Here is a 17,750-nt window from a genome sequence, read left to right as displayed (position 1 = left end):
CGGGCGGAATTGATTAGTATTGTTAAACAATCAGGCGGCGGTGCCGCCTGACGTGGGATTACTTATTGCGTTCGATTTCAGCAATTTCTTCGAGGATTTCGTCGGGATCGCTACCTGGCGCAGGGGCTTCGTTTACCCAGGCAGAGAACAGACGCCAGGACACGGCCAGTACCACCGGGCCGATAAACAGACCAATCATGCCGAAGGCAATCAGTCCGCCGATGACCCCTGAGAGAATCAGGATCAGCGGCAAATCGGCCCCCATGCGAATCAGCATCGGGCGAATAACGTTATCCAGCGTTCCGACCACGCCACTCCACACCAGCAGCACCGTGCCCCAGGTTGAATCGCCCGTCCAGTACAGCCAGATAATGGCCGGGACCAGCACCGGCAATGGCCCCAGTTGCACCAGACAAGACAGGATCATCAATACCGCCAGCAGCGTGGCGTACGGCACGCCGGTTACCGCCAGACCAATGCCACCGAGCACTGCCTGCACCAGCGCGGTGACCACAACGCCTAATGCGACGGCGCGAATGGCTTGTGCTGCCAGCAGAATGGCGGCATCGCCACGTTTGGATGCCAGGCGACAAGCGAAGTGGCGAATACCTAACGCCACCTGTTCACCGCGCCAGTACAGCAGGGCGCTGAACAGCAGCATCAGACCACAGTGCATCATAAAGCGGCCAAGGTGAGCAGCCTGGCCAACAAACCAGGTCGTCGTCGTGCCGATATAAGGACGAACCTTGGCCATGATGGCCGCGCCGCCCATATCCAGCAGACTGTGCCACGCGGCATACAATTTTGCGCCGACCAACGGAATACTGTTCAGCCACGCCAGATCCGGCAGGGTCATATCGCCTGCGGTTACGGCATGGATCAATGGCCCGCTGCCATCAACAATGCTATTGACCAGTAGCGCGATAGGAATGATGAACAACAGCACCAGCAGCAGGGTCATCACCAGCACGGCCAGCGAGCGACGGCCCCAGAGCAATTTTTGTAAGCGTAGCAGGATCGGCCAGGTCGCAATGACCACCGTCCCCGCCCATGCAAAACCGAGGATAAAGGGCTGAACAATCCAAAGACAGGCCACAATCATGACGGCTAAAAACAGCGCCGATAGCAGCACTTGTGCAATATCCTTGGGCTGGCGGAAATTTACCATAAATACTTTTCACCTTTGTCTTTGCGCCAGAACGTTGACGCGACGTGAACACTTAAATGACACCCTGTAATGATGAGCAATTTCAGCGGTTTTTAACAGGCGGATTCTGCCTGTAAATCTGCTGAGCGTATTAGAAAAAAATGTGATACAACAAACAAAGCAACACGCAAACGATTAAATTCACAACACAGACCGCAGGAAAGGGTCACTATAATGATTCCACAAATTTCTCAGGCGCCAGGTGTCGTTCAACTGGTGCTCAATTTTTTGCAGGCACTGGAGCAGCAAGGATTTACGGGCGATACGGCAACGAGCTATGCCGATCGTCTGACAATGTCGACGGATAACAGTATTTATCAGCTGCTTCCTGATGCTGTCGTATTCCCTCGTTCAACCGCAGATGTGGCGCTCATTGCTCGTCTGGCGGCGGAACCTCTTTTCTCTTCGTTGATTTTTACCCCACGCGGCGGCGGCACCGGGACCAACGGTCAGGCGCTGAATCAGGGCATTATTGTTGATATGTCCCGCTATATGAGCCGCATCATTGAAATCAATGTGCAGGAAGGTTGGGTGCGGGTTGAAGCCGGGGTGATAAAAGACCAGCTCAACCAGTTTCTGAAGCCTTACGGCTATTTCTTTGCCCCCGAGTTATCCACCAGTAACCGGGCAACGCTGGGTGGGATGATCAATACCGACGCATCCGGACAAGGCTCGTTGGTTTACGGTAAAACCTCCGATCACGTGCTGGGTATCCGCGCGGTGCTGATGGGCGGCGATATTCTTGATACCCAGCCAATGCCGGTCGAACTTGCCCAAACGCTGGGTAATAGCAACACCACTATTGGCCGCATCTACAAGACGGTTTATGAGCGTTGCCGCGACAACCGACAGCTGATCATTGATAAATTCCCGAAACTTAATCGCTTCCTGACCGGTTACGATCTGCGGCACGTCTTTAACGATGAGATGACCGAATTTGATTTAACCCGCATTCTTACTGGCTCTGAAGGTACGCTGGCGTTTATCACCGAAGCCCGTCTGGATATCACGCCACTACCCAAAGTCAGACAACTGGTTAACGTTAAGTACGACTCTTTCGACTCGGCATTGCGTAATGCCCCGGTGATGGTGGAAGCGCGCGCGCTGTCGGTAGAAACCGTCGACTCCAAAGTGCTTAACCTGGCACGGGAAGATATTGTCTGGCACTCGGTAAGTGAATTGATTACCGATGTGGCGGATAAAGAGATGCTGGGTCTGAATATTGTGGAGTTTGCCGGTGACGATGAAGCATTGATTGATTCGCAAGTCAGCGCACTGTGCGAACGGCTGGATGGCTTAATCGCGCGTCAGGAAGCGGGTGTTATAGGCTGGCAGCTATGTACCGAGCTGGCAGGCGTCGAACGCATTTACGCGATGCGTAAAAAAGCCGTCGGTCTGCTGGGGAATGCGAAAGGGGCCGCGAAGCCGATTCCGTTTGCTGAAGATACCTGCGTTCCGCCGGAACATCTGGCTGACTATATTGCCGAGTTCCGTGCGCTGCTCGATAGCCACGGCCTGAGTTACGGCATGTTTGGTCACGTGGATGCAGGCGTGCTGCACGTCAGACCGGCGCTGGATATGTGCGACCCGCAGCAGGAAGTGCTGATGAAACGCATTTCTGACGATGTTGTCGCGCTGACGGCAAAATATGGCGGTCTGCTGTGGGGCGAGCACGGGAAAGGTTTTCGTGCAGAATATAGCCCGGCGTTCTTCGGTGAGGAACTGTATCGAGAACTGCGTAAAGTGAAATCGGTGTTTGATCCGCAAAACCGGCTCAATCCTGGCAAAATCTGTCCACCGGAAGATGTTGATGCGCCGATGATGAAAGTGGACGCGGTGAAGCGCGGAACGTATGACCGTCAGATCCCGCTGGCCGTCCGCCAGGAGTGGCGTGGGGCGATGGAGTGTAACGGCAACGGGTTATGCTTTAACTTTGATGCGAAAAGCCCGATGTGTCCGTCGATGAAAATCAGCCTCAACCGCATCCATTCACCGAAAGGGCGAGCTACGCTGGTGCGTGAATGGCTGCGTCTGTTGGCAGATCGCGGGATTGACCCGCTACAGCTGGAAAAAGAGCTACCGGAAAAACGTGCCAGTTTACGTACGCTGATTGCCCGTACCCGCAACAGCTGGCATGCGCGCAAAGGCGAATACGATTTCTCGCACGAAGTGAAAGAGGCAATGTCGGGTTGTCTGGCGTGTAAAGCCTGTTCCACACAGTGCCCGATTAAAATCGATGTGCCGGAGTTCCGCTCACGCTTCCTGCAGTTGTATCACACGCGTTATCTGCGGCCGTTGCGCGATCACATGGTGGCGACCGTTGAGAGTTATGCGCCGTTAATGGCGCGGGCGCCCAACACGTTTAACTTCTTCATCAACCAGCCGCTGGTGCGTAATCTGGCTAAAAAGCACATCGGCATGGTCGACTTACCGCTGCTGTCTGCGCCGTCGCTTCAACGTCAGTTAGTTGGCCATCGTTCCGCTAATATGACGCTGGAACAACTCGAATTACTCAGCCTTGAGCAAAAAGCCCGTACGGTGCTGGTGGTGCAGGATCCGTTCACCAGCTATTACGATGCACAGGTGGTGGCTGATTTTATACGTCTGGTTGAAAAGCTGGGTTTGCAGCCGGTACTGCTGCCGTTCTCGCCAAACGGCAAGGCCCAGCATATTAAGGGCTTTTTAAACCGTTTTGCAAAAACCGCAAAGAAAACATCTGAGTTTCTCAATCGGGTGGCGAAGCTGAATATTCCGATGGTGGGTGTCGATCCGGCGCTGGTGCTTTGCTATCGCGATGAATACAAACTGGCGCTCGGGGAACAGCGGGGCGATTTCCATGTGTTACTCGCCAACGAATGGTTATCGACAGTTGTGGAGTCACAGCCGCCAGTCGCTGTGGGCGGTGAACCGTGGTACTTCTTTGGACACTGTACCGAAGTGACGGCCCTGCCGGGCGCGCCTGCTCAGTGGGCGGCTATTTTTGCCCGCTTTGGCGCAAAGCTGGAGAACATCAGCGTAGGGTGCTGTGGCATGGCGGGCACCTATGGCCACGAAGTGAAGAATCATCAGAACTCACTGGGGATCTATGAGCTATCATGGCACCAGGCAATGCAACGATTGCCGCGTAACCGTTGTCTGGCTACCGGATACTCCTGTCGCAGTCAGGTTAAACGCGTTGAAGGCACGGGCGTTCGCCATCCATTACAGGCACTGCTGGAGATTATAGGATGATCTGGAAACGTGAAGTCACACTCGAAGCGCTCAACGCCATGGGTGAAGGAAATATGGTTGGGCTGCTCGATATTCGTTTTGTGCACATTGGCGATGACACGCTGGAAGCCACAATGCCGGTAGACCACCGTACTAAACAACCTTTTGGTTTGCTGCACGGCGGCGCGTCCGTAGTGCTGGCTGAGAGCATTGGTTCGGTGGCTGGCTACCTGTGTACTCAGGGTGAGCAGAAAGTGGTGGGCCTGGAGGTCAACGCCAACCATATTCGCTCGGCGCGGGAAGGGCGCGTCAGAGGGGTATGTCGCGCGGTGCATACCGGCTCCCGTCATCAGGTATGGCAAATCGAAATCTTCGATGAGCAGGGACGATTGTGCTGCACGTCGCGTCTGACGACAGCAATTTTGTGATGCATATTGCTTTTGGTCATTATCTGCACAGGGAATGGTGTTATACTGTGCAGGTTTTGAACACAAGCGAGGATGATATGTCTACCCAATTAGACCCGGCCCAACTGGCAATAGAGTTTTTACGTCGTGATAAAACCGATCTTTCACCAGCTCAGTACCTGAAAAGACTGAAACAGTTAGAGCTGGAGTTCGCGGATTTATTGACGCTTTCTTCGACTGAACTAAAAGAAGAGATCTATTTTGCCTGGCGCATGGGCGTTCATTGATTCCGGTATGCTTATCGTAATGAAACCCCGACACGCGTTCGGGGTTATTTTTTGCGTTAAATCTCAATCACCACTTCATCTCACCAGTATTAACCTTCGCACTTAACTCCAGAGAACTTGCGTCTGCAAGACCTGGCCATGCCGCGGTGATGGTTTTAATCACATAATCCGAACCTTTCTTCGCCCCTAACGCCTGCTCAAACGATTGCAGATAGTCCTGTGTGAAGCGAATCGCTTTATCGCCCGCAGGGCGTTCGCCGATGTAATGCCCCGGGACCACCTGGGTGGGTTGTAACTTCTGCATTTCGCCCAATACGCTACGCCACGCGCTACGCTGTTCTGCAGATTGCGTATCCGCCGTCCAGACGTGTATACCAGACGCCACGCCGGTACCGCCAATAATGGCACGGTTCGCCGGGATCCAGACGTAGGCTGCATAATCATTAGGGTGGCGCAGTTCCAGCGTTTCACCATCAACCGTGAAATGCGTTTGCGTTGTCGCTTGCGGAACGGTGAGCGATGTTGGTGCGCCGTCCTTCATTTGCGGACCCCAGAATTGCAGTTTGGCCTCTTTGGTGGCACGGATATGGTCTACTACGTGCGGTGTTGCCAGGACTTTTACCTGTGGGAAGGCTTTGACGATAGGCTGCAGTCCGAAATAGAAATCCGGATCGCCGGAGGTGATCACGATGGCCTTCAGCGTTTTACCGCTGGCGCGAATCATCTGCACCAGCTGTTCACCATCTTTAGTACTGAACTGTGCGTCAAACAATATTGCCTCTTTCGGTCCTGAAACCAGCGTTGAAGAGACCGGGAAAATAGCCTTGTCCTGTGGATTGTAGACGTCCAGCTGTAGCGTCGCGGCAAAGGCTGAAGAGGCGAACAGAGGTAACAGCAGGGCCAGCGTTTTAACTTTCATGGCAGGTATCCTTGTGCAGGAAATTGTCTTTTGATAGTTCCTGTATTTTAAGGAAATTCGGATCTGTTAGAATTCCCTTATTAGGACATGCTGAGTTTCATAAAACGATCGGATGGGATGTAATGGACAGAGTGATGGCGGCAACGGTATTCAACCATATCTGTGATTTGGGCAGTCTGAGCGCCGCCGCGCGTGCGCTGGGGCTTTCCCGTCCGATGGTCAGTCGTTACCTCGACGAGATGGAAAAATGGGCGGGTGCAAGGCTTATCCATCGCTCGTCGCGCCGACTGACGATCACGCCAGCGGGTGAAGAGGCATTAGTGAAAACGCGTTCTCTGGCGCAGCTTTCGCTGGATATTGGTGCCGCCAGCGCCGCGCAAACTCCCTCTGGCACGCTACGTGTGGCCTGTGCGCATTTTACAGCTATGCATATTTTAGCGCCGGTACTGCCCGCGTTTCTGACGAAGTATCCACAACTGCGTATCGAGGTGGAGATCAATAATCAACCGGTAAGCCTCGTTGGAGAACGCATTGATGTGGCGATCCGTATAACAGAAAACCCTGAACCTGGAACTATCGCCCGTCGCCTTGGCGACTGTAAATCGGTACTGTGCGCGTCTGTAGAGTACCTGCATCAACATGGCACTCCTGAGACTATCGACGACCTTACGCGGCATAATTGTCTGTACTACAGCGGGTTTGCCGGAAAATCCTGGCACTTTCTGGATGCCCAGGCGCGGGCTGCCGCTGTTGCGATTAAAGGCAATTTGAGCGCCGGGATCTCTTCGTTGCTCTGTGAGTCGGCGTTGGCGGGAACGGGCATTGCGCTGGTGCCGGAACTGGAGGCGCGGGAAGGGCTGGCACAGGGAAAGCTGGTTAGACTCTTGCCCGAGCTTCAACCAAAAAGCCTGCCAATTTATGGTTTATATCTTTCGCGGGAGCATCAGCCTGCAGGACTGCGCCTGTTGCTGGACGCGCTCAGTGAAAAACAGCGCCTAATAATTGATTGAATACGCTTATAAAATAGTCAAATCGCAATTTGTGTTAAACAAAACATATCCGGAAGTGAGATTATTCTTATCGCCCCTTCAAGAGCTAAGCCATCGTGAGTGCCGGAGATAAGCGCCGGATGGGGCCGGAACCCTTAAGCCTGCCAGCAAGCAGCCTTAAGGGTTTTTTGTTGTCTTCACGTAGTGCCCGAACGGGATTGTACCTACTTGCCGTGAGTCTGCAGACCGATGTTGTCAAAAAATAGCCGTGGTGACATTTAAGTTTAAAGAATCATAACCGCTTTATATCGCACAGAGAATGCAGAACAGACCCTTTGGTAAATCATTACTGTGTGCGCTGTTCTGGTCACCGTGAAACGTTAACCGGGTTTAAATAATGGTAGAGAATCTTGTTTTCAATTATAAAAATCAGACACCGATTCACTATCGATTCAAACCGGCCTCCAGAGATTGTCGGCATTTGTTGATTGTCATGTCTGGGTTTAATATCCCGGATGCTACCATCTATGACTTTGTCATGCTTGACCATTGCCATTCTGCAATTCTATGGATTAAAGATGATTTTGGCGGTCTGCCAGCTTATTACTTGTGTAATAAAATGAATTTCGATATTGAGCAGGGGGTTAGTCTACTCATGCAGGGGGTGATTGATTTTGTAAAACCCTCTAACACGACTATTCTTGGTGCTTCCAAAGGCGGGTCGATGTCGATGTATTACGGCATTAAGCACAACATTCGGAACATCATTACAGCAGTCCCCCAGTTTTACATCGGTAGCTATGTTGCAAAAGGATATTGGACGCACGTCGGACAAGAGATGATGGGCACCATCTCGCCAGCGAATATTATTAAGCTGGATAATATGCTGCAGGATGTTATCTACAGAGATAAACATAAAACTGCGAATATCTATCTTTTCACCTCACCAAATGATAAGCAGTTTCCTGTTGAGATTGCGCCAAATTTAGCACTGTTGCAGGAATATAATCATTTCAATCTTGTGGAAACCAGTTCATCCTTTGCAACTGAACATAATCAAATAACACGATATAACTTAAATGTTATTTTATCCATCATCTATCAGCTTGAAAATAATATAACCCCTGCCTTCGGGCGAGTGAAAAATGGCAATGGGTGGTTAGCCAGCCGTTAACTTTTTTCCGTTCACCGCTCTGCGAATCTCATCTCTGATAACTCCCTGGTTAGGTATAGCCTGACAGAGGAAGTTACCCCTTCTATCACAGAAATAGTCATTTTCTATACATCTTTTGATTATCGACCTGTCTCGCCGATTGAAATTACTTAATCCATTATTAATCAATGCATTGAACAAAAAAATCCATCCCTGTTAACCCACGCAGCAGGGTCTATGCTTAGTAAAAGGGGTCAAAAAGGGCGATTAACCCGAATGCCCCTGCTGTTGAGGGGTTGAAGTGATAATCATTATCACTAACATGTTGTTATAGCTTGAAAGCTAGTGACTCGAGGTAACCCTATGGAATTGCATTCAGGAACATTTAACCCGGACGATTTTGCCTGGCGAGGTCTGACGTTAACGCCAGCGGCTGCGGCGCACATCCGCGAGCTGGTGGCAAAGCAACCCGACATGTTAGGCGTGCGTTTAGGCGTGAAGCAAACGGGATGCGCGGGATTTGGCTACGTGCTGGACACCGTTCGCCAGGCGGAAAAAGACGATCTGCTGTTTGAAACGGAGGGGGCCAGACTTTATGTGCCGTTACAGGCGATGCCGTTCATCGACGGCACAGAAGTCGATTTCGTGCGCGAAGGATTAAATCAGCTATTTAAATTTCATAACCCGAAAGCCCAGAACGAATGCGGCTGTGGCGAAAGTTTTGGGGTATAGGCGGTACTATGTCTCGTAATACTGAAGCAACTGACGATGTCAACACCTGGGCTGGCGGGCACCTTAATTACAAAGAGGGCTTCTTCACCCATCTACAAACCGATGAGCTGGCGAAAGGGATCAACGAAGATGTCGTGCGCGCGATTTCGGCAAAACGTAATGAACCCGACTGGATGCTGGAATTTCGCCTGAATGCCTTTAAAGCGTGGCTGACCATGGAAGAGCCGCACTGGCTAAAAGCGCATTACGATAAGCTGAACTACCAGGAGTACAGTTATTACTCCGCGCCGTCCTGCGGTAATTGCGATGAAACCTGCGCGTCTGAGCCGGGCGCGGTGCAGCAAACGGGGGCGAATGCGTTTTTAAGTAAAGAAGTTGAGGACGCATTTGAGCAGCTTGGCGTGCCGGTCCGCGAAGGCAAAGAGGTGGCGGTTGATGCCATTTTTGACTCGGTGTCGGTGGCGACAACTTATCGCGATAAACTGGCGGAACAGGGCATTATTTTCTGTTCGTTTGGTGAAGCGATTCACGATCACCCCGAGCTGGTAAAACAATATCTGGGTACGGTTGTCCCGGGTAATGACAATTTTTTTGCGGCGCTGAATGCGGCGGTGGCCTCCGACGGCACGTTTATTTATGTCCCGAAAGGTGTACGTTGCCCAATGGAACTGTCGACCTATTTCCGTATAAATGCGGAAAAAACCGGTCAGTTTGAACGCACCATTCTGGTTGCGGATGAGGGCAGTTACGTCAGCTATATCGAAGGCTGTTCAGCCCCGGTACGCGATAGCTACCAACTGCATGCCGCGGTGGTGGAAGTCATTATCCACAAAGATGCCGAAGTGAAATACTCGACGGTACAAAACTGGTTCCCTGGTGATGGTAACACCGGCGGCATTTTGAACTTCGTCACCAAGCGCGCTCTGTGCGAAGGCGAAAACAGCAAAATGTCGTGGACGCAGTCGGAAACCGGCTCGGCCATTACCTGGAAATACCCAAGCTGTATTCTGCGCGGCGACAACTCTATCGGCGAATTCTACTCCGTCGCGCTGACCAGTGGTTATCAGCAGGCCGATACCGGCACCAAGATGATCCACATCGGCAAGAACACCAAATCGACCATTATCTCGAAAGGGATCTCTGCGGGACACAGTCAAAACAGCTATCGCGGCTTAGTGAAGATCATGCCGACCGCAACCAACGCCCGCAACTATACCCAATGCGACTCGATGCTGATTGGCGCGGATTGTGGAGCGCACACCTTCCCGTATGTGGAGTGTCGTAACAATAGCGCCCAGCTTGAGCATGAAGCCACGACCTCGCGCATTGGTGAAGACCAGCTGTTTTACTGTTTGCAGCGCGGCATCAGCGAAGAAGATGCCATTTCGATGATCGTCAATGGTTTCTGTAAAGACGTGTTCTCTGAACTGCCGCTGGAATTTGCCGTTGAAGCGCAAAAACTTCTCGCCATAAGTCTTGAACACAGCGTCGGTTAAAATTTAAGGAAAGCACATGTTAAGCATTAAAAATTTACAGGTCAGTGTGGAAGATAAGGCGATCCTGCGTGGGCTGAGCCTGGATATTGGCCCCGGAGAGGTACACGCCATTATGGGGCCGAACGGTTCCGGGAAAAGTACGCTTTCCGCAACGCTCGCCGGGCGCGATGACTACGAAGTCACCGGCGGGACGGTAGAATTTAACGGTAAGGATTTACTGGAACTGTCACCCGAAGACCGGGCCGGTGAAGGGATCTTTATGGCATTTCAGTATCCGGTAGAAATCCCCGGCGTCAGTAATCAGTTTTTCCTGCAAACGGCACTGAATGCGGTGCGCAGTTACCGTGGCGAAGAGTCGCTGGACAGGTTTGACTTCCAGGATCTGATGGAAGAGAAAATCGCGTTATTGAAGATGCCGGAAGATTTGCTAACGCGTTCGGTCAACGTTGGTTTCTCCGGTGGCGAGAAAAAGCGTAATGACATTTTGCAAATGGCGGTGCTGGAACCTCAACTGTGCATTCTTGATGAGTCGGATTCCGGGCTGGATATCGACGCGCTGAAAGTCGTTGCGGATGGCGTGAACTCGCTGCGCGACGGGCAACGTTCATTCATTATCGTCACCCACTATCAGCGCATCCTGGATTACATCAAACCCGATTATGTGCACGTTCTCTACCAGGGGCGAATTGTGAAATCCGGCGATTTCACGCTGGTCAAACAACTGGAGGAGCAAGGTTATGGCTGGCTTAGCGAACAGCAGTAACGTGCTGCAACAGTGGCATCATCTGTTTGAAACGCAAGGGGAGACGCGCTCGCACCATGCCCATCAGCACCTGCAGCAGATGCTGCGTTTGGGACTGCCAACGCGTAAGCATGAGGACTGGAAATACACACCGCTGGAAGGATTAACCAACAGCCAGTTTGTCAGTCATGTCACTGAGATAACGTCCGCCCAGTGTGAAGCGTTAGCGCCGGCTATTGATGCTGTCCGCCTGGTGTTTGTTGACGGGCAATTCTGTCCAACGCTCAGCGACAGCGCGGAAGGTAGCGGGTTTAACATTACCGTTGATGATGTGCGCCAGTCGCTACCGGTGGCTATCCAACCGGAAGTCTTTCTGCACCTGACCGAAAGCCTCTCCCGCAGCGTAACGCACATTCAGGTGAAGCGTAACCAGCGACCGGCAAAACCGTTGCTGCTGCTGCACATTACCCAGGGGCTGGCGGGTGATGAGGTGAACACGGCGCACTATCGCCACCATCTGGATCTGGCAGAAGGCGCAGAAGCCACCGTCATTGAACACTATGTCAGCCTCAGCGAATATCGCCATTTTACCGGTGCACGATTAACGATGAACGTCGCGGCAAACGCACACTTGCGTCACATCAAACTGGCGTTTGAGAATCCGCTCAGCCACCACTTCGCGCATAATGATATTCAGTTGGGCGCTGATGCCACGGCCGCCAGCCACAGCTTTTTACTCGGTGATGCGGTGTTGCGCCATAACACCAGCACCCAGCTTAACGGCGAAAACACCACGCTTCGGCTTAACAGCCTGGCGATGCCGGTGAAAAATGAAGTCTGCGATACCCGCACCTGGCTTGCGCACAACAAGGGATATTGCAACAGTCGACAACTGCATAAAACGATTGTCAGCGATAAGGGGCGCGCGGTATTCAATGGCCTGATCAACGTCGCTCAGCACGCCATTAAAACCGACGGTCAGATGACCAACAATAATTTGCTGCTCGGAAAACTGGCGGAAGTGGATACCAAGCCGCAGCTTGAAATTTATGCCGACGACGTGAAATGCAGCCACGGGGCGACGGTAGGGCGGATCGACGACGAGCAGATGTTCTATCTGCGTTCGCGCGGGATCGGCCAGCAGGATGCCCAACAAATGATTCTCTATGCGTTTGCCGCTGAGCTGACGGAAGCCCTGGGCGAGGAAACGCTGAAACAACAGGTCCTGGCACGGATCGCCCAACGCTTGCCGGGAGGCGTAGCATGACATTTCCCATTGAAAAAGTGCGGGCTGATTTTCCGGTCCTGACGCGTGAAGTGAACGGTTTACCGTTGGCGTATCTGGATAGCGCCGCCAGCGCGCAAAAGCCCAACCAGGTGATTGATGCCGAAGCCGAGTTTTACCGTCATGGCTATGCCGCGGTCCACCGCGGGATCCATACGCTGAGCGCGCAGGCCACGGAAAAAATGGAGAATGTGCGCAAGCTCGCCTCGCTGTTTATCAACGCCCGTTCAGCTGAAGAACTGGTGTTTGTTCGCGGCACAACGGAAGGTATCAACCTGGTGGCTAACAGCTGGGGCGGCAGCAATGTGCGGGCGGGCGATAACATTATCATCAGCGAAATGGAGCACCACGCCAATATTGTGCCCTGGCAGATGTTGTGCGCCCGCGTAGGTGCAGAACTGCGCGTTATTCCGCTCAATACAGAGGGGACGTTGCAACTGGAAACGCTGCCGACGCTGTTTGACGATCGCACGAAACTGCTGGCGATTACCCATGTGTCTAACGTGCTGGGCACGGAAAACCCATTGGTTGAGATGATTGAGCTGGCGCATCAATACGGCGCGAAAGTGCTGGTGGATGGCGCACAGGCAGTTATGCATCATCAGGTTGATGTGCAGGCGCTGGATTGCGACTTCTATGTTTTCTCTGGGCACAAGCTCTACGGGCCAACCGGTATTGGCGTTCTGTATGCCAGAGAGTCGTTGCTGCAGGAGATGCCGCCGTGGGAAGGCGGTGGATCGATGATTGCGACGGTGAGCCTGAGCCAGGGAACGACGTGGGCCAAAGCCCCCTGGCGGTTTGAAGCCGGAACGCCAAACACCGGGGGGATTATTGGACTCGGCGCGGCTATTGAATATGTATCCGCGCTGGGGCTTACTGAAATCAGCGAATATGAACAATTCCTGATGCGCTATGCGCTGGAACAGCTGGCGGATGTGCCTGATTTGACGCTCTACGGGCCGGATAATCGTCTGGGGGTGATTGCGTTTAACCTCGGCAAACATCATGCCTATGATGTCGGGAGTTTTCTTGATAACTATGGCATCGCCGTGCGGACAGGGCATCACTGCGCTATGCCGCTGATGGCCTACTATAACGTTCCTGCGATGTGCCGGGCGTCGATTGCCATGTACAACACCCACGAAGAAGTGGATCGCCTGGTAACGGGCCTCAAGCGTATTCATCACTTACTGGGATAACAGGGAGGCGTTATGGCTGCGCTACCGGATAAAGAAAAGTTGTTGCGTAATTTTCTGCGTTGCGCTAATTGGGAAGAGAAATACCTGTACATTATTGAACTGGGTCAGCGTTTGCCGGAATTAAACGACGACGATCGTAATACGGAAAATAGCATCCAGGGCTGTCAAAGTCAGGTATGGATTGTCATGCGTCAGAATGCTGAAGGAATTATTGAATTACAGGGCGACAGCGATGCGGCAATTGTGAAAGGGCTTATCGCTGTCGTATTCATTTTATATGACCGCATGACGGCCCAGGATATTGTGAATTTTGATGTGCGTCCGTGGTTTGAAAAAATGGCGCTCGCACAGCATCTCACACCGTCTCGTTCACAAGGGCTGGAGGCGATGATTCGGGCTATTCGCACCAAAGCCGCAACTCTTAGCTAAACTGATAAAACACGTCAATTTCAGCTCGACGTGAAAGAGTGAGGTAGTGCAACGCAGTGACTCGTAGGCCGGATCGGGCGCTCGACGCCGTCCGGCAGGAACGCCAGGGGGGTGAGTATGAAACGCGCGTCTGTTATTACGTTAATGCTAATCGGCGCTTACAGCGCTATTCAGGCCGCATGGGCGGTCGATTATCCTTTGCCTCAGGCGAACAGCCGTCTTGTCGGGCAAAATCAAACCTACACCGTGCAGGAAGGCGATAAAAACCTACAGGCGATTGCCCGTAAGTTTGATACCGCCGCAATGCTGATCCTTGAAGCCAATAATACGATTGCCCCCGTACCTAAACCCGGAACGCTGATTACTATTCCCTCGCAACTACTGCTACCGGATGCACCACGAGAAGGCATTATTGTGAATCTGGCGGAACTGCGTCTGTATTACTTCCCGCCGGGAGAGAATATTGTTCAGGTTTTCCCAATTGGTATCGGTTTGCAGGGGCTGGAAACGCCGGTAATGGAAACCCGGGTTGGGCAGAAAATCCCGAATCCGACCTGGACCCCTACAGCAGGCATCCGTAAACGCTCTTTGGAGCGCGGCATAACATTACCGCCAGTAGTACCTGCCGGGCCAAATAACCCGTTAGGACGCTTTGCACTGCGTCTGGCACATGGAAATGGTGAATATCTGATCCATGGCACCAGTGCACCGGACAGCGTGGGACTGCGCGTAAGTTCTGGGTGTATTCGCATGAACGCGCCGGACATCAAAGCACTGTTTGCTCAGGTCCGGACAGGAACGCCGGTTCGGGTGATTAATGAGCCGATAAAATATTCGATAGAGCCGAACGGAATGCGCTATGTCGAGGTGCATCGACCGCTGTCGCCGGAGGAGGAGCAAAACGTCCAGACCATGCCGTATGTGCTGCCAGCCGGTTTTACCCAGTTTAAAGACAATAAAGCCGTGGATAATAGTTTGGTGGAAAGAGCCTTGTATCGTCGTGCCGGCTATCCGGTCACCGTAACGGCCGGGCAAGCGTCGGTCGTAAGCAATGGCGCGGAAGTGAAGTCTGCACAGAATGGCGTGCCAGGAGAGGATGCAGAGGTGCGTGCTACGCAATAACAGGGAAGGGAAATTCAGAGCAAAAAAAATGGCGCACAATGTGCGCCATTTTTATTACACAGATACTATTACTTGCGGTATTTAGTAGCTGCGTTGTCCAGACGCTGGTTAGCGCGAGCTGCGTCATCTTTAGCAGCCTGAACGTCGGAACGCATTGCGTTCACGTCGTTGCTCAGCTGGTCAACTTTAGCGTTCAGAGTCTGAACGTCAGAAGACAGCTGATCGATTTTAGCGTTGCTGGAGCAACCTGCCAGCAGAGTAGAACCCAGGATTACCGCGCCCAGTACCAGTTTAGTACGATTCATTATTAATACCCTCTAGATTGAGTTAATCTCCATGTAGCGTTACAAGTATTACACAAAGTTTTTTATGTTGAGAATATTTTTTTGATGGGAATGCACTTATTTTTGATCGTTCGCTCAAAGAAGCATCGAATTGTGCAAAAACGGCTAAAAACCCGAGTGAAAACAGAAAGCTTCCATCGGATTCATCTTAGATAATCACGGATTAGATAGTGAAATCCGATTTGATTTTTTATTAATTGTAGCTATCGATAAAATAAAAAAAGCGCCACCAGGGCGCTTTTTTAAGCAAATTAATTCGCGTTGGAATTATTACAGCACGTGAACGGATGCCGTGTTGGTCGTGCCGCTCGGAACCAGTGCACCGGAAACCATCACCACAACGTCACCTTTCTGAGCCAGACCGCTTTCCAGAGCGACTTCTTTACCCAGACGATAGAAATCATCGGTAGAGCTGATTTCTTTAACTACCTGTGCAACAACGCCTTTGCTCAGCACCAGCTGACGCGCGGTAGTTTCGTTGGTGGTCAGCGCCAGGATAGTGGCATCCGGGAAATATTTACGTACTGCGCGAGCAGATTTACCGCCCTGGGTTGCTACAACGATCAGCGGAGCATCCAGTTTTTCTGCAGTTTCAACTGCGCCACGGCAAACGGCTTCGGTGATGCGCAGTTTGCGGCTGTCGTTGTTGAAGTCCAGACGGCTGGTCATCACGCGGTCGGTACGCTCACAAATGGTTGCCATGATGGTGACGGCTTCCAGCGGGTATTTACCTTTTGCAGACTCGCCAGACAGCATTACTGCATCAGTACCGTCGAGGATGGCGTTCGCTACGTCACCGGCTTCAGCGCGGGTCGGACGCGGGTTTTTGATCATGGAGTCCAGCATCTGGGTCGCAGTGATAACGACTTTACGTGCACGGATACATTTTTCGATGATCATCTTCTGCGCGAAGATAACTTCTTCAACCGGGATCTCAACGCCCATGTCGCCACGAGCAACCATGATGCCGTCAGATGCTTCGAGGATTTCGTCGAAGTTGTTCAGGCCTTCCTGGTTTTCGATTTTGGAGATGATCTGGATGTTTTCGCCGCCGTGCGCTTTCAGGTGCTCACGGATTTCAACGACGTCAGAACGTTTACGGATAAAGGATGCTGCAACGAAGTCAACGCCTTGCTCGCAACCGAAGATCAGGTCCTGTTTGTCTTTTTCAGCCAGTGCTGGCAGCGCGATGGAAACGCCCGGCAGGTTAACGCCTTTGTTTTCGCCCAGGTCGCCGTTGTTCAGCACTTTACAGATAACTTTGTTACCTTCGATAGCGGTAACTTCCATGCCGATCAGACCATCGTCAACCAGAACGGTATTGCCGACGGACAGATCTTTAGTGAAGCCTTCATAAGTAACAGCAACGATTTCGTTGTTGCCGACAACGGATTTGTCGGTGGTGAAGGTGAAGGTCTGGCCCGCTTTCAGGGAAACGTCGTTACCGCCTTCCAGTTTGATGGTACGGATTTCCGGACCTTTGGTGTCGAGCAGGATTGCGGCTTTCTTGCCGGTTTTGCTCATGACGTTGCGCAAATTCTTGATGCGCTGACCGTGTTCTTCATAGTCCCCGTGGGAGAAGTTCAGACGCATGACGTTCATGCCCGCGTCCAGCATTTTGGTTAACATCTCTTCGGATTCGGTTTTCGGACCGATGGTGCAAACAATTTTCGTCTTTTTCATGACAGTCTTAGTCTTTAAGTTGAGAAGGATATGGAAATCTGGCTCCCGCCGCGCACGGACGGGAAGCTAAACCTGAGTTACGAAAGTTGTGATGCCTCGCTCTAAGGATAGGTGACATCGAAAGAGCGTGCAGAGGAATGTGTGCTTGTGTTTCAGCCCAACGGGATGGTGAGTTTTGTAGTCGTTGAGTTTTACAGGTCAATGTGCTGAAACCATTCAAGAGACAATTGGCGCGCATTATACGCTGAAAATTATCAAAAAGGAAAATGGAAACAGCGTTTCAAAACACTTCTGTGCAGTTTTACAGAAAATATTCATTAATTTGTTTCCAGGTATGGATAAAGAGGTTGTTCGCAGCAGCATTTGTTGCGCAACAAGGTGTAATAGTCATCCCAATCCCTGACTTTTTGTGTATAACGCCGACCAAACCGACATATTTCTAAAAGTTATATCAAATGCGTTTTAATTCATTTTAAAAGCCAATCTCACTGATTAAACTCGTTTGGACATCCATACTGCTAAACAGCCAAAAGCGCTAGCAGCAGA

General features: G+C 51.8%; 17 protein-coding genes. 12 read left to right on the top strand and 5 right to left on the bottom strand.

The features are described 5' to 3' along the window. Positions 1–58 precede the first annotated feature (58 nt). On the bottom strand, positions 59–1,168 hold the full coding sequence (gene ydiK, locus OGW44_RS03525; RefSeq protein WP_016156362.1) for an AI-2E family transporter YdiK: 1,110 nt from the start codon (positions 1,166–1,168) through the stop codon (positions 59–61). Between the two features lie 213 nt (positions 1,169–1,381). On the opposite strand from ydiK, the gene ydiJ reads away from it, so the two are divergent. The 3 genes from ydiJ (at position 1,382) to OGW44_RS03510 (ending at position 5,111) form a co-directional block, all read left to right on the top strand. Further along, entirely contained in the window at positions 1,382–4,438 is a 3,057-nt protein-coding gene (ydiJ, locus tag OGW44_RS03520; protein ID WP_047358869.1) for a D-2-hydroxyglutarate dehydrogenase YdiJ, read from the top strand. Continuing rightward, positions 4,435–4,845 carry a 1,4-dihydroxy-2-naphthoyl-CoA hydrolase gene (gene menI / locus OGW44_RS03515; protein WP_016152900.1) on the top strand — a complete coding sequence of 137 codons (411 nt, stop codon included), beginning with the start codon at positions 4,435–4,437 and terminating at the stop codon, positions 4,843–4,845. The genes ydiJ and menI overlap by 4 nt, the downstream gene beginning before the upstream one ends. A gap of 77 nt (positions 4,846–4,922) precedes the next feature. Continuing rightward, positions 4,923–5,111 carry a YdiH family protein gene (locus OGW44_RS03510; RefSeq protein WP_029139522.1) on the top strand — a complete coding sequence of 63 codons (189 nt, stop codon included), beginning with the start codon at positions 4,923–4,925 and terminating at the stop codon, positions 5,109–5,111. Between the two features lie 67 nt (positions 5,112–5,178). On the opposite strand, the gene OGW44_RS03505 is transcribed toward OGW44_RS03510, so the two are convergent. Next, positions 5,179–6,030, bottom strand: a complete 852-nt coding sequence (locus OGW44_RS03505; RefSeq protein WP_049268703.1) for a Vmh family MBL fold metallo-hydrolase — start codon at positions 6,028–6,030, stop codon at positions 5,179–5,181. A gap of 122 nt (positions 6,031–6,152) precedes the next feature. Between OGW44_RS03505 and OGW44_RS03500 the strand changes: the two genes are divergently transcribed. The 9 genes from OGW44_RS03500 to ldtE all read left to right on the top strand — a co-directional run bounded on the left by OGW44_RS03500 (position 6,153) and on the right by ldtE (position 15,177). Then, positions 6,153–7,040, top strand: coding sequence for a LysR family transcriptional regulator (locus OGW44_RS03500; protein ID WP_103283867.1), 888 nt, complete (start codon positions 6,153–6,155; stop codon positions 7,038–7,040). Positions 7,041–7,416: 376 nt separating this feature from the next. Continuing rightward, entirely contained in the window at positions 7,417–8,193 is a 777-nt protein-coding gene (locus tag OGW44_RS03495; RefSeq protein ID WP_185654571.1) for a hypothetical protein, read from the top strand. Between the two features lie 342 nt (positions 8,194–8,535). Then, on the top strand, positions 8,536–8,904 hold the full coding sequence (gene sufA / locus OGW44_RS03490; protein WP_016152905.1) for a Fe-S cluster assembly scaffold SufA: 369 nt from the start codon (positions 8,536–8,538) through the stop codon (positions 8,902–8,904). Positions 8,905–8,912: 8 nt separating this feature from the next. Beyond that, positions 8,913–10,400 carry a Fe-S cluster assembly protein SufB gene (sufB, locus tag OGW44_RS03485; protein ID WP_016152906.1) on the top strand — a complete coding sequence of 496 codons (1,488 nt, stop codon included), beginning with the start codon at positions 8,913–8,915 and terminating at the stop codon, positions 10,398–10,400. Positions 10,401–10,416: 16 nt separating this feature from the next. Next, positions 10,417–11,163, top strand: coding sequence for a Fe-S cluster assembly ATPase SufC (sufC, locus tag OGW44_RS03480; protein ID WP_016152907.1), 747 nt, complete (start codon positions 10,417–10,419; stop codon positions 11,161–11,163). Next, positions 11,138–12,409 (top strand): Fe-S cluster assembly protein SufD, encoded by a 1,272-nt coding sequence (gene sufD / locus OGW44_RS03475; protein ID WP_095715562.1) that lies wholly within the window; start codon positions 11,138–11,140, stop codon positions 12,407–12,409. The genes sufC and sufD overlap by 26 nt, the downstream gene beginning before the upstream one ends. Further along, positions 12,406–13,626, top strand: a complete 1,221-nt coding sequence (sufS, locus tag OGW44_RS03470; protein WP_016156370.1) for a cysteine desulfurase SufS — start codon at positions 12,406–12,408, stop codon at positions 13,624–13,626. Before sufD ends, sufS begins: the two co-directional genes overlap by 4 nt. A 12-nt stretch (positions 13,627–13,638) precedes the next feature. Beyond that, positions 13,639–14,055, top strand: a complete 417-nt coding sequence (gene sufE, locus OGW44_RS03465) for a cysteine desulfuration protein SufE (protein ID WP_016152910.1) — start codon at positions 13,639–13,641, stop codon at positions 14,053–14,055. A 117-nt stretch (positions 14,056–14,172) separates the two neighbouring features. After that, entirely contained in the window at positions 14,173–15,177 is a 1,005-nt protein-coding gene (ldtE, locus tag OGW44_RS03460) for a L,D-transpeptidase LdtE (RefSeq protein ID WP_016152911.1), read from the top strand. Positions 15,178–15,245: 68 nt separating this feature from the next. Here the strand turns inward: ldtE and lpp are convergent, their stop codons facing one another. The 3 genes from lpp to ynhH all read right to left on the bottom strand — a co-directional run bounded on the left by lpp (position 15,246) and on the right by ynhH (position 17,406). Beyond that, positions 15,246–15,482, bottom strand: coding sequence for a murein lipoprotein Lpp (gene lpp / locus OGW44_RS03455; RefSeq protein WP_003029373.1), 237 nt, complete (start codon positions 15,480–15,482; stop codon positions 15,246–15,248). Positions 15,483–15,791: 309 nt separating this feature from the next. After that, complete coding sequence (gene pykF / locus OGW44_RS03450; RefSeq protein ID WP_016152912.1) at positions 15,792–17,204, bottom strand: pyruvate kinase PykF; 1,413 nt, start codon at positions 17,202–17,204, stop codon at positions 15,792–15,794. A gap of 7 nt (positions 17,205–17,211) precedes the next feature. Then, a complete protein-coding gene (ynhH, locus tag OGW44_RS03445; protein WP_242637968.1) occupies positions 17,212–17,406 on the bottom strand; it encodes a protein YnhH in 195 nt (64 codons plus the stop codon). Positions 17,407–17,750 lie beyond the last annotated feature (344 nt).

It is taken from the genome of Citrobacter sp. Cb023 (assembly GCF_030336805.1).
Classification (GTDB): Bacteria; Pseudomonadota; Gammaproteobacteria; order Enterobacterales; family Enterobacteriaceae; genus Citrobacter; species Citrobacter braakii.
This window is presented reverse-complemented; position numbering and strand designations above follow the sequence as displayed.